At 70.6% G+C, this 12352-nt stretch carries 10 protein-coding genes; 1 reads left to right on the forward strand and 9 read right to left on the reverse strand.

The annotated features are described in order from the left end of the window. Positions 1–6: 6 nt before the first annotated feature. The 8 genes from secG to uvrC form a co-directional block, all read right to left on the reverse strand. Positions 7–249 (reverse strand): preprotein translocase subunit SecG, encoded by a 243-nt coding sequence (gene secG, locus J2X26_RS14895; RefSeq protein ID WP_307493484.1) that lies wholly within the window; start codon positions 247–249, stop codon positions 7–9. Between the two features lie 169 nt (positions 250–418). Then, entirely contained in the window at positions 419–1213 is a 795-nt protein-coding gene (gene tpiA / locus J2X26_RS14900; protein WP_307493486.1) for a triose-phosphate isomerase, read from the reverse strand. A 3-nt stretch (positions 1214–1216) separates the two neighbouring features. Continuing rightward, a complete protein-coding gene (locus tag J2X26_RS14905) occupies positions 1217–2416 on the reverse strand; it encodes a phosphoglycerate kinase (protein ID WP_307493487.1) in 1200 nt (399 codons plus the stop codon). Positions 2417–2533: 117 nt separating this feature from the next. Continuing rightward, a complete protein-coding gene (gap, locus tag J2X26_RS14910; RefSeq protein WP_307493490.1) occupies positions 2534–3538 on the reverse strand; it encodes a type I glyceraldehyde-3-phosphate dehydrogenase in 1005 nt (334 codons plus the stop codon). Between the two features lie 229 nt (positions 3539–3767). Then, entirely contained in the window at positions 3768–4748 is a 981-nt protein-coding gene (gene whiA, locus J2X26_RS14915; protein ID WP_055914830.1) for a DNA-binding protein WhiA, read from the reverse strand. A gap of 50 nt (positions 4749–4798) precedes the next feature. Then, complete coding sequence (locus tag J2X26_RS14920) at positions 4799–5776, reverse strand: gluconeogenesis factor YvcK family protein (RefSeq protein ID WP_307493492.1); 978 nt, start codon at positions 5774–5776, stop codon at positions 4799–4801. Then, on the reverse strand, positions 5773–6717 hold the full coding sequence (gene rapZ / locus J2X26_RS14925) for an RNase adapter RapZ (RefSeq protein WP_307493493.1): 945 nt from the start codon (positions 6715–6717) through the stop codon (positions 5773–5775). The genes J2X26_RS14920 and rapZ overlap by 4 nt, the downstream gene beginning before the upstream one ends. Beyond that, positions 6714–8744: an excinuclease ABC subunit UvrC gene (uvrC, locus tag J2X26_RS14930; RefSeq protein WP_307493494.1), complete on the reverse strand. Its 2031-nt coding sequence runs from the start codon at positions 8742–8744 to the stop codon at positions 6714–6716. The genes rapZ and uvrC overlap by 4 nt, the downstream gene beginning before the upstream one ends. Before the next feature lie 73 nt (positions 8745–8817). Between uvrC and J2X26_RS14935 the strand changes: the two genes are divergently transcribed. Beyond that, positions 8818–9330 (forward strand): OsmC family protein, encoded by a 513-nt coding sequence (locus J2X26_RS14935; RefSeq protein ID WP_307493495.1) that lies wholly within the window; start codon positions 8818–8820, stop codon positions 9328–9330. 38 nt (positions 9331–9368) lie between these two features. Here the strand turns inward: J2X26_RS14935 and uvrA are convergent, their stop codons facing one another. Continuing rightward, a complete protein-coding gene (gene uvrA / locus J2X26_RS14940; RefSeq protein ID WP_307493496.1) occupies positions 9369–12260 on the reverse strand; it encodes an excinuclease ABC subunit UvrA in 2892 nt (963 codons plus the stop codon). Positions 12261–12352 lie beyond the last annotated feature (92 nt).

Genomic DNA, 12352 nt, shown 5'->3' on the forward strand with positions numbered 1-12352 from the left:
ACCGCCTCAGACCGTGCGCTCGATGAGACCGAGCAGGATGATGATCGCCGTCCAGACGAGGGCGGTGCCGATCGTGATGCGGTTGAGGTTCCGCTCCGCGACGCCGGAGCTTCCCGCGCTGCTCGTGATGCCACCGCCGAACATGTCCGACAGGCCACCGCCCTTGCCCTTGTGCAGCAGGACGAGCGGAACGAGCAGGAGGCTGGTCAGCACCAGCAGCACCTGGAGGGTGATCTTCAGGCCAGTCACGTCGGTGTCAGTTCCTTACTCGGCGGGCACGTCGACGGCGGTAGAGCCAGCGACGTTGCGGTGGACCGCGGTACAGGGTAGGCGACGAGTGGGGCGATAAGCCACCACCGTGCTCAGGCAGGTTCCGGCGGTGTCACCGAAACCTGCCTGAGCGCACGTCGGTGTCAGGTCAGAGACCGACTGCGTGCGACTTGTACCGCGCGATCGCGGCGAACTCCTCGGGGTCCAGGCTCGCGCCGCCGACGAGCGCACCGTCGACGTCCGGCTTGGCCATGATCGAGGCGACGTTCGACGACTTCACCGAACCGCCGTACAGCACGCGGACCGCGTCGGCCGTCTCGGCGTCGTACAGCTCGGCGATGCGGGCACGGATGGCCGCGGCCAGCTCCTGAGCGTCCTCGGGGGTCGCCGTCTCGCCGGTGCCGATGGCCCAGACGGGCTCGTACGCGACGACGATCGTGGCGACCTGCGCGGCCGTCAGACCGGCCAGCGCGCCGTCGAGCTGCGCCAGCGTGTGCGGGACGTGCTCGCCGGCCTTGCGGACGTCGAGCACCTCGCCGACGCAGAGGATCGGGGTGATACCCGCGCCGAGCGCCGACTTCACCTTGGCGTTGATCAGCTCGTCGGACTCGTTGTGGTACTCACGGCGCTCCGAGTGGCCGATCGCGACGTACGTGACGCCGAGCTTGGCCAGGAACAGCGGCGAGATCTCGCCGGTGTACGCGCCCGACGCGTGCGCCGAGACGTCCTGCGCGCCGTAGACCAGCTCGAGCTTGTCGGCGTCGACCAGCGTCTGCACGCTGCGCAGGTCCGTGAACGGGGGCAGCACGCAGACCTCGACGGCCGCGAAGTCGTGCCGCGCGTCCTTGAGCGTCCACGCGAGCTTCTGCACGGTGTGCGTGGCCTGGTGGTGGTCCAGGTTCATCTTCCAGTTGCCCGCCATCAGCGGGGTACGAGTGGTCAACGCTCAGTCCTCCAGAACCGCGATGCCGGGGAGCGTCTTGCCCTCGAGGAACTCGAGGCTCGCGCCACCACCGGTCGAGATGTGTCCGAACCCGGCCTCGTCGAAGCCGAGCGTGCGCACGGCCGCGGCGGAGTCGCCACCGCCGACGATCGTGAAGCCACCGTTCGCGCCCGCGTCGACGAGCGCCTGCGCGACGGCACGCGTGCCACCGGAGAACGCCTCGAACTCGAACACGCCCGCCGGGCCGTTCCAGACGACCGTCTTGGCGTCGACGATCTTGGACGCGAAGAGCGCGCTCGAGTCGGGACCGATGTCGAGCCCGATCGTGCCGTCGGGGATGGCGTCGGCCGGGACGACCTGCGCCGGGGAGTCGGCCTTGAACTCGGCCGCCACGACGATGTCCGTCGGCAGCACGATCTCGACGCCGGCCGCCTCGGCCTGCGCGAGGTAACCCTTCACGGTCTCGATCTGGTCCTCCTCGAGGAGCGAGTTGCCCACCGAGTAGCCCTTCGCCGCGAGGAACGTGAACAGCATGCCGCCACCGATGAGCAGGCGGTCCGCCTTGGTCAGGAGGTTGGCGATGACGCCGAGCTTGTCCGACACCTTGGAACCGCCGAGGACGACCACGTACGGCCGCGCCGGGTCGTCGGTCGCCCTGCGCAGCGACGCGACCTCCTTGAGGACGAGCTTGCCGACCGCGTGCGGGAGCACCAGCGCGACGTCGTAGACCGACGCCTGCTTGCGGTGCACGACGCCGAAGCCGTCGGACACGAACACGTCGGCCAGCTCGGCGAGCTCACCGGCCAGCTCGGCACGCTCGGCGTCGACCTTGGACGTCTCGCGGGGGTCGAACCGGATGTTCTCCAGCAGGGCGATCTCGCCGTCCTGCAGCGCGGCGACGGTGGCCTTGGCCGAGTCGCCGACGACGTCGGTCGCCAGCGCGACGGGCTGGCCCAGCACCTCGGCGAGCCGGTCGGCGACAGGCTTGAGCGAGTACTTGTCCTCCGGGGCGCCCTTGGGGCGGCCGAGGTGGGCCGTCACGACCACGCGCGCACCGGCGGCGAGCAGCGCCTGGAGCGTCGGGAGGGCCGCGCGTACGCGGCCGTCGTCCGTGATGGTGGTGCCGTCGAGCGGCACGTTGAAGTCGGAGCGGACGAGCACGCGCTTGCCGCGCAGGTCGCCGAGGTCCTCGATGGTCTTCATGCGTCTTCTTCCCGTGACTCGAGCAGGGGCTGACACGGCAGCGTCCGCGTGCGCCCGGGCCACAGGGGCCGGGGCGCACGCGGACGCATGACCGTCACTACAGGTGCAACGAGACCGTCAGAGACGCTCGCCGACGTACGTGGTGAGGGCGACGAGGCTGTTCGAGTAGCCCCACTCGTTGTCGTACCAGGCGATGATCTTGACCAGGTCGCCGCTCACCTTGGTGAGCTTCGAGTCGAAGATGCTCTGGTGCGGGTTGGTAACGATGTCGCTCGACACGATCTCGTCCTCGACGTACTCGAGAACACCCTTGAGCGGGCCGTCGGCGGCGGCCTTGACCGCAGCGTTGACCTCCTCGACGGTGACCTCGCGCGAGGCCGTGAACGTCAGGTCCGTGGCCGAGCCGGTGATCGTCGGCACGCGGAGCGCGAAGCCGTCGAGCTTGCCCTTGAGCTCCGGGAGCACGAGCGCCACGGCCTTGGCCGCACCGGTCGAGGTGGGGACGATGTTCTGCGCGGCGGCACGAGCGCGACGGAGGTCCTTGTGGGGGCCGTCCTGCAGGTTCTGGTCACCCGTGTAGGCGTGGATCGTGGTCATGAGGCCACGCTCGATGCCGATGGAGTCGTTGAGCGCCTTGGCGACCGGGGCGAGGCAGTTCGTGGTGCACGACGCGTTCGAGATGATGTGCTGCGTCGCGGCGTCGTAGTCGGTGTGGTTGACACCCATGACGAACGTGCCGTCCTCGTTCTTCGCCGGGGCGGAGATGATGACCTTCTTGGCACCGGCGTCGATGTGCGCCTTGGCCTTGGTCGCGTCCGTGAAGAAGCCGGTGGACTCGATGACGATGTCCGCACCCAGCTCGGCCCACGGGAGGTTCGCGGGGTCCCGCTCCTCGAGCGCACGGATCTTCTTGCCGTCGACGATGATGTTCTCGTCGTCGAAGTCGACGCTCAGCGGGAACCGGCCCAGCACGGTGTCGTACTTGAGCAGGTGCGCGAGCGTCTTGTTGTCCGTGAGGTCGTTCACACCGACGATCTCGATGTCGGCGCCGGACGCGATGATCGCCCGGTAGTAATTACGCCCGATACGGCCGAAGCCATTGATACCGACGCGGATGGTCACTTGCCCTCCTCGGCAGCGCCGACGGGGGGCCGGCGCACACATTTTGGTGATGGGGTCACGCACGCCGCTGTGCGTTCCGACCGTCTCACCGGGCTCCCGCGCACAGCACGGACGCACGTCAGGCGGTCGGATGACCCGAGCCTATACCCGTGACGACGGTCACGCGGACAGCGTCCGCGGAGTCAGGACGAAGGTCCCGGTGCGGGCACGCGACGAGTCGGACGCCGGCTCAGAGGTCGAGCAGGTCAGGGCTCAGGCCCGCCTCGGTGTCCGGGATGCCCAGCTCCACCGCGCGCTTGTCCGCGGTCGCCAGCAGCCGCCGGATCCGTCCCGCGACCGCGTCCTTGGTCAGCGTGGGTACCGCGAGCTTGCCCAGCTCCTCCAGCGACGCCTCCTTGTGCGCAAGCCGCAGCTCGCCCGCCTCGCGCAGGTGCTCGGGGAGCTCGTCGCCCAGGATCTCGAACGCACGCTCGACCCGGGCACCGGCCGCGACGGCCGCACGTGCGGACCGGCGCAGGTTGGCGTCGTCGAAGTTCGCGAGGCGGTTGGCGGTGCCGCGGACCTCGCGCCGCACGCGGCGCTCCTCCCAGACCAGCATCGTCTCGTGGGCACCGAGCCGGGCAAGCATCGCGCTGATGGCGTCGCCGTCACGGATGACGACACGGTCGATGCCGCGGACCTCGCGCGCCTTCGCGGCGATCCCGAGCCGCCGTGCGGCCCCGACCAGCGCCAGTGCCGCCTCCGGGCCGGGGCAGGTGACCTCGAGGGCCGACGAGCGACCGGGCTCGGTCAGCGAGCCGTGCGCGAGGAACGCGCCGCGCCACGCCGCCTCGGCCTCGGCCACCCCGGCGGACACGACCTGCGGCGGAAGTCCGCGTACGGGACGCCCGCGGTTGTCGAGGAGACCGGTCTGGCGCGCGAGCGACTCGCCGTCCTTGACGACCCGGACGACGTACCGGCTGCCGCGACGCAGGCCACCGCCGGACACGACGATGATCTCGCTCTCGTGCCCGTAGACCTCCGCGATCGCCTGTCGGAGCCGACGGGCTGCGATGCCCGTGTCCAGCTCTGCCTCGATGACGATCCGACCCGAGATGATGTGCAGCCCCCCGGCGAACCTCAGGGTGGCCGAGACCTCGGCCTTCCGTGAGGACGTCTTGTCCACCTTCAGACGGGCGAGCTCGTCCTTCACCTGTGCCGTCAACGCCATGGGGTGCATCCTGCCATTGCGGGACACGTGTCCGGGACCGGTCGGGTCACCTACTCGGGTGGCTTCTCCCGTGTGCCGACGTCCCCGAGAAAGCCGTCGAGCACGTCCGAGTAGGCGCCGGCGAGCCGCAGCGGGTCGTGTCGCGGGGTGCCGTCGCCGCGGCTGACCTGGCGCAGCAGGAGACGGGCTCCCAGGTCCGCGCTCCGTGCGGCGAGCGCGGCGACGTCCTCGACGGCTGTCGGGTCCGCGACGACGGCGTCGACCCGGAGCTCCGGCGCGTGCGCGTGCAGCACGTCGAGATACTGGTCCGCACGCATCCCTGCGGTCTCCCCTGATTCACCCGACGCGAGGTTGAGCGTCACGATCGTGCGTGCGCTCGTCCGGTGGAGCGCCTCCCGCAACCCGGGGACGAGCAGGTGCGGGAGCACCGACGTGTACCAGGACCCCGGTCCGAGCACGATCCAGTCGGCGGCCTCGATCGCCTCGACCGCCTCCGGGCAGGCCGGCGGGTCGGACGGCTCGAGGCGGACCTGGGAGATCGTCCCGGTGGTCACGGCGACGGCGCTCTGCCCGAGGACGAGCCGGGTCGCCCCCGTCGCGTCGACCACGTCGGCCTCGATGAGCAGCGGGACCGCCGCCATCGGCAGCACACGCCCGCGTGCGCCGAGCAGCTTGCCCACCCAGTCGAGACCCTCGACGGTGTCCCCGAGCAGCTCCCACAGCGCCACGATGAGCAGGTTGCCCACCGCGTGCTGGTCCAGGTCCCCCGAGGAGCTGAACCGGTGCTGGAGCAGGTCCCGCCACGTCCGGCCCCAGTCGGAGTCGTCGCAGAGGGCCGACAACGCCATGCGCAGGTCCCCCGGCGGCAGGACGCCGAGCTCGTCGCGGAGGCGACCGGACGAGCCCCCGTCGTCGGCGACCGTGACGACAGCGGTGATCCGGTCGGTCATCAGGCGCAGCGCGGACAGTGACGCCGACAGGCCGTGGCCGCCCCCGAGCGCGACGACGGCCGGCGAGGCCGCCCTCATTCCTTGCCGAGGTCGCGGGCCGACACGGCCACGAGGTGACCTCGCTCCCGCAGCCTCGCGGCGATCGCCTCGCTGACCGCGACCGAGCGGTGCTTGCCGCCGGTGCACCCGACGGCGATCGTCACGTAGCGCTTCTCCTCGTTGAGGTATCCCGCGAGGACGGGCTCGAGCGTGTCGACGTAGCGGTCGATGAAGGTGATCGCGCCCGGCAGCCCGAGCACGTAGTCCCGCACGGGAGCGTCGCGGCCCGTCAGGTGCCGGAGCTCGGTGATCCAGTAGGGGTTGGACAGGAACCGCATGTCGACCACGTGGTCGGCGTCGAGCGGGATCCCGTACTTGAACCCGAACGAGACGATCGAGATCCGCAGCGCGTCCTCGGCGCCGCTGGCGACGACGGCCCGGACCTCGCGCGCGAGGTCGTGCACGTTGAGCTCGGACGTGTCGATGAGGGTGTCGGCGCGTTCCCGCAGGTCAGCGAGGATCGCGCGCTCCTCCGCGATGCCGTCGAGGATGCGGCCCTGACCCTGCAGCGGGTGCGGCCGGCGGACCTGCTCGAACCGGCGGACCAGCACCTCGTCGGAGGCGTCGAGGAACAGGATGCGGTACTCGACCCCGGACTCCCGCAGCCCCGCCAGCACCGGCGCCAGGTCCCGGAAGAACTCGCGCCCTCGGACGTCGATCACGGCGGCGAGCCGCTGTGCTCGCGCACCTGCCGGACCGCTGGTCAGCATCCCGACCAGGTGCGTGAGCATCTGGGCCGGGAGGTTGTCGATGACGTACCAGTCGAGGTCCTCGAGGACCGCGGCCGCTCGGGTCCGACCCGCACCGGACATGCCGGTGATGATCAGGACCTGCGGCTGGCTCAGGTGGGGCGCCTCGGTGGCCGCCTCGAGGGCGGGGATCCCGGAGGGCACCGTGATCGGCGAAGGCTCGTCGCTCATGCGTCCAGCATGCCAGCCGACTCGGGCACCGGGTCCGTCGCCACTCCCGGGGAGGCGAGCGCAGCGACGACCGCCGCTGCCGTCCGGTCCCCCATGCCCTGCACCGACGCGATCTCCTCGACCGAGGCAGCTCGCAGGCGCTTCACGGACCCGAAGTGCCGCAGCAACGCGGCCTGACGCGCCGGGCCGAGCCCCGGCACGCCGTCGAGCACCGACGTCGTCATGCCCTTGCTCCGCCGCTTGCGGTGCGCGGTGATCGCGAACCGGTGGGCCTCGTCGCGCAGGCGCTGCAGCAGGTACAGGCCCTCCGAGCTGCGCTGCAGGATCACCGGGTACTCCTCCCCCGGCAGCCATACCTCCTCGAGACGCTTGGCCAGACCCACCAGCGCCACGTCGTCGATCCCGAGCTCCGCCATCGCGGCGGCCGCGGCGGCGACCTGCGGCGGCCCGCCGTCGACCACGATCAGGTTGGGCGGATACGCGAAGCGCGCGGGCTTGCCGGTGACCTCGTCGATGGGCCCCGATCGCAGCGGCACCCCGTCCTCGTCCTCACCGCCGCCGAGCTCGAGATCCCGCGCGTCCGCGCGGTCCGCGAGGTAGCGCCGGAACCGTCGGGTGATGACCTCGTGCATCGCCGCGGTGTCGTCGCGCGCGCCCTGCCCCTCGGGGCCGCGGATGGTGAAGAGCCGGTACTCGCTCTTGCGGGCGAGACCGTCCTCGAACACCACCATCGACGCCGACTGGTACGTGCCCTGGTTGTGCGAGACGTCGTAGCACTCGATCCGCAGTGGCGCCGACGGCAGGTCCAGCGCCTCCTGGATCTCCTGCAGCGCCTGGCTGCGCGTGGTCAGGTCGCCCGCGCGTCGGGTGCGGTGCAGCACCAGCGAGTGCTCGGCGTTGCGGTGCACGGTCGCGGCCAGCTCGCGCTTGTCCCCGCGCTGCGGGATCCGCACCGAGACCTTGCTGCCCCGCAGCCCGGTCAGCCACGCCTGCACCTGCTCGACGTCGGGCGGCAGCACGGGGACCAGAACCTCACGAGGCACCGCCGACGAGCCCGCGCCTGCTCCTTCAGCACGGCCACCGGTTTCCGCTTCACTTCCGTAGATCTGCTGGAGCAGGTGCTCGACCAGCTCCGCGTCCGTGACGTCCTCGACCTTCTCCACGACCCACCCGCGCTGCCCGCGGATGCGTCCGTCGCGCACGTGGAACACCTGGACGGCGGCCTCGAGCTCGTCCCCCGAGAGCGCGAAGATGTCCGCGTCCGTCCCGTCCGCGAGCACGACGGCGTTCTTCTCCGTGGCCCGCTCGAGCGTCGCGATGTCGTCCCGCAGCCGCGCCGCACGCTCGTAGTCCAGCTCCGCGGCCGCTTCCTTCATGCGCGCGGTGAGACGGCGCGTGAACTTCGCGGTGTCGCCCGCCATGAAGTCGCAGAAGTCCTGGGCCAGCTGCTGGTGGTCGTCCGGGGAGATCCGCCCGACGCACGGCGCAGAGCACTTGTCGATGTACCCGAGCAGGCACGGACGGCCCTGCTGGTGGGCCCGCTTGAACACGCCCGCCGAGCAGGTCCGCACCGGGAACACGCGCAGGAGCAGGTCGACGGTCTCCCGGATGGCCCAGGCGTGCGCGTACGGACCGAAGTAGCGCGTGCCCTTGCGCTTGGCGCCCCGCATCACCTGGATGCGGGGGAACTCGTCGGCCAGGGTCACCGCGAGGTACGGGTACGACTTGTCGTCGCGGTACTTCACGTTGAACCGCGGGTCGAACTCCTTGATCCACGAGTACTCGAGCGCTAGCGCCTCGACCTCGGTCCCAACCACCGTCCACTGCACCGACGCCGCCGTCGTGACCATCTGCTGGGTCCGCTGGTGCAGCCCGGACAGGTCCTGGAAGTAGCTGGACAGGCGCGAGCGCAGGCTCTTGGCCTTGCCGACGTAGATGACGCGGCCGTGCTCGTCGCGGAAGCGGTAGACCCCCGGCGAGTCGGGGATCTCTCCCGGGGCGGGCCGGTACGTGGCGGGATCAGCCATGTTCTCGAGCGTAGTTCGCACCGCCGATGCCGCGGACCGCCCGGAGCCCGACGGACGCGGCTACCGTGGGCTGATGGGCCCCCTCCACACGTACTCCGTCGACGTCACCTGGACCGGCGCCGGCCGGACCGGCACCTCGAGCTACACCGCGTACAGCCGCGACCACGAGGTGCGGATCGGCTCGAAGCCGCCCTTGCTGGGCTCGTCCGATCCGGCGTTCCGAGGCGACCCGACGCGGTACAACCCGGAGGAGCTGCTGGTCAGCGCGCTGGCGCAGTGCCACATGCTCTGGTTCCTGCACCTCGCCTCCGCCGCGGGCATCGTCGTGGTGGGCTACGAGGACCAGGCTGTGGGCACGATGCGGATCGAGGCCGCTGGGCAAGGGCAGTTCCGCGAGGTCGTGCTGCGCCCCCGCGTGACCGTCGCCGCCGGGGCGCACCTGCCGACCGGCGCCGCCGTCACCGACGGCGTGCTCGCCGGCATCCACCACCAGGCTCACGAGCACTGCTTCATCTCGCGGTCCGTGAACTTCCCCGTCCGGCACGAGCCCGTGCCGGTGCGCACGGCGCAGTCCGTCTCGCACTAGCCGCGTCACCCCGTTCGTCCGACGCTCCCCACGACCCGCTAGGCAGGGATGGGCTGCTTGACCGTGCGCTTGCGCTTCACGGGCTGCGGTTCCGGCTCCAGCACCTCGGCGAGGAAGCGGCCGGTGTGGCTGGCCTCCACGGAGGCGATGTGCTCCGGGGTGCCCTCGGCGATGACGAGCCCGCCTCCGCTGCCACCCTCGGGTCCCATGTCGATCACCCAGTCGGCGTTCTTGATGACGTCGAGGTTGTGCTCGATCACGATGACGGAGTTCCCCTTGTCCACCAGCGACTGGAGCACCCCGAGCAGCTTGCGGATGTCCTCGAAGTGCAGACCCGTGGTCGGCTCGTCCAGGACGTAGATGGTCCGGCCCGTCGAGCGACGCTGGAGCTCCGCCGCGAGCTTCACGCGCTGCGCCTCGCCACCGGAGAGCGTCGGGGCCGGCTGACCGAGGCGGACGTAGCCGAGGCCGACGTCGACCAGCGTGCGCAGGTGCCGCGAGATCGCGGGGACAGCGGCGAAGAACTCCGCGGCCTCCTCAATCGGCATGTTCAGCACGTCGGCGACCGTCTTGCCCTTGAAGTGCACCTCGAGCGTCTCGCGGTTGTAGCGCGCGCCGTGGCAGACCTCGCACGGGACGTAGACGTCCGGCAGGAAGTTCATCTCGATCTTCAGGGTGCCGTCACCGGAGCACGCCTCGCAGCGGCCGCCCTTGACGTTGAACGAGAACCGGCCCGGCGTGTAGCCGCGGACCTTCGCCTCGGTGGTCTCCGCGAACAGACGGCGCACGTGGTCCCAGACGCCGGTGTACGTGGCGGGGTTGGAGCGAGGGGTGCGGCCGATGGGTCCCTGGTCGACGTGCACGACCTTGTCCAGGTGCTCCAGGCCGGTCACGCGCTTGTGCCGGCCGGCGACCTGCCGCGCACCGTTGAGCTCGTTGGCGAGCACCGTGTAGAGGATCGCGTTGACCAGCGTCGACTTCCCGGACCCGGAGACGCCGGTCACGGCCGTGAGCACCCCCAGCGGGAACGTCACGTCGATGCCCTGCAGGTTGTGCTCGCGCGCGCCGACGACCGTGAGCTGACGGCTCGTGTCGATCGGACGACGGATCTGCGGCATCGGGATGGAGCGGCGGCCGGACAGGTACGCGCCCGTCACCGACTCGGCGGACGACAGGAGCCCCGCCAGGTCGCCTGAGTGGACCACGCGCCCGCCGTGCTCACCGGCGCCGGGGCCGATGTCGACGATCCAGTCCGCCGTGCGGATGGTGTCCTCGTCGTGCTCGACGACGATGAGCGTGTTGCCCAGGTCCCGCAGACGCGTGAGCGTGTCGATCAGGCGTCGGTTGTCCCGCTGGTGCAGACCGATGCTCGGCTCGTCGAGGACGTAGAGCACGCCCACCAGCCCGGAGCCGATCTGCGTCGCGAGCCGGATGCGCTGCGCCTCGCCGCCGGACAGCGTCGCGGCCTGTCGGGTCAGCGAGAGGTAGTCGAGGCCGACGTCGAGCAGGAAGCCCAGACGCGCCTGGATCTCCTTGAGAACCTGCGCGGCGATCGCGCGCTCCCGCTCGCCCAGCTCCAGGCCGTCGAGGAACGCACGCGCCTCACGGATGGGCAGCGTGCAGACCTCGGCGATGGACTTGCCGCCGACGCGCACCGCCAGCACCTCCGGCTTGAGCCGCGCACCCTCGCACACCGGGCACGGGACCTCACGCATGAAGGCCTCGTACTTCTCCTTGCTCCAGTCCGAGTCCGTCTCCGTGTGCCGGCGCTCGAGGAACGTGATGACGCCCTCGAAGCCCGTCGAGTACTGCCGCTCGCGACCCCAGCGGTTCTTGTAGCGGACCTTCACCTCGTGGTTCTGGCCGTGCAGCACGGCGTCCTTCGCCCGCTGCGGCAGGGCCCGCCAGGGGACGGACGTCGAGAAGCCCATGTCCGAGGCCAGCGCGCTGAGCACGCGGGCGAAGTACTCGCTGGAGATCTGCGACCACGGCGCGATCGCGCCCTCGTCGAGCGACAGGTCCTCGTCCGGGACCACCAGGTCCGGGTCGACCTCGAGACGGGAGCCGATGCCCGTGCACTCGGGGCAGGCACCGTACGGCGCGTTGAACGAGAACGTGCGGGGCTCGATCTCGTCGAGCGTGAGCACGTGGTCGTTCGGGCACGCGCGGTGCTCGGAGAACCGTCGCTCGCGGTTGAGGTCGTCGATGTCGGCGTCCACGAGCTCGACGACGAGCAGGCCGCCGGCCAGCCCGAGGGCGGTCTCCACGGAGTCGGTGAGCCGTCGCTTCACGCCCTCGCGGGAGACCAGCCGGTCGATGACCACCTCGATGTCGTGCTTGAGCTTCTTCTCGAGCGTGGGCGGATCGGTGAGCTGCACGACCTCGCCGTCGACCCGGGCACGCGCGAAGCCCTTGCTCTGCAGCTCCTTGAACAGGTCGGCGTACTCGCCCTTGCGACCGCGGACGACCGGCGCGAGCACCTGGTACCGGGTGCCCTCCGGCAGCTCGAGCAGCCGGTCCACGATCTGCTGGGGCGTCTGCGCGGTGACGCGCTCGCCGCAGATCGGGCAGTACTGCGTCCCCGCTCGGGCATACAGGAGGCGGAGGTAGTCGTAGACCTCGGTGATGGTGCCGACGGTCGACCGCGGGTTGCGGTTGGTCGACTTCTGGTCGATGGACACCGCGGGCGACAGGCCCTCGATGAAGTCGACGTCGGGCTTGTCCATCTGCCCGAGGAACTGGCGCGCGTACGCGGACAGCGACTCGACGTACCGCCGCTGGCCCTCCGCGAAGATGGTGTCGAACGCCAACGAGGACTTTCCGGACCCGGACAGACCGGTGAACACGATGAGCTTGTCACGCGGGAGATCGAGGTCGACGTTGCGGAGGTTGTGCTCGCGGGCGCCCTGCACCACCAGTCGTTCGTTCACGGCGGGGAGTCTACGTGCCCCCACTGACAATCGCACATCTGTTCGACGTGATCGTCCACACAACGCGTCGGGGTGCCGCACCCCCGTGACCG

Source organism: Cellulomonas humilata (assembly GCF_030814415.1).
In the GTDB taxonomy this organism is placed as follows: Bacteria; Actinomycetota; Actinomycetes; order Actinomycetales; family Cellulomonadaceae; genus Cellulomonas; species Cellulomonas humilata_A.

Excerpts from the sequence above, each read along its gene's own strand:
- rapZ (WP_307493493.1), bottom strand. The coding sequence starts at position 6,717 with ATGAGCGACGAGCCTTCGCCGATCACGGTGCCCTCCGGGATCCCCGCC.
- uvrC (WP_307493494.1), bottom strand. The coding sequence starts at position 8,744 with ATGGCTGATCCCGCCACGTACCGGCCCGCCCCGGGAGAGATCCCCGAC.
- whiA (WP_055914830.1), bottom strand. The coding sequence starts at position 4,748 with ATGGCGTTGACGGCACAGGTGAAGGACGAGCTCGCCCGTCTGAAGGTG.
- J2X26_RS14905 (WP_307493487.1), bottom strand. The coding sequence starts at position 2,416 with ATGAAGACCATCGAGGACCTCGGCGACCTGCGCGGCAAGCGCGTGCTC.
- J2X26_RS14920 (WP_307493492.1), bottom strand. The coding sequence starts at position 5,776 with ATGAGGGCGGCCTCGCCGGCCGTCGTCGCGCTCGGGGGCGGCCACGGC.
- J2X26_RS14935 (WP_307493495.1), top strand. The coding sequence starts at position 8,818 with ATGGGCCCCCTCCACACGTACTCCGTCGACGTCACCTGGACCGGCGCC.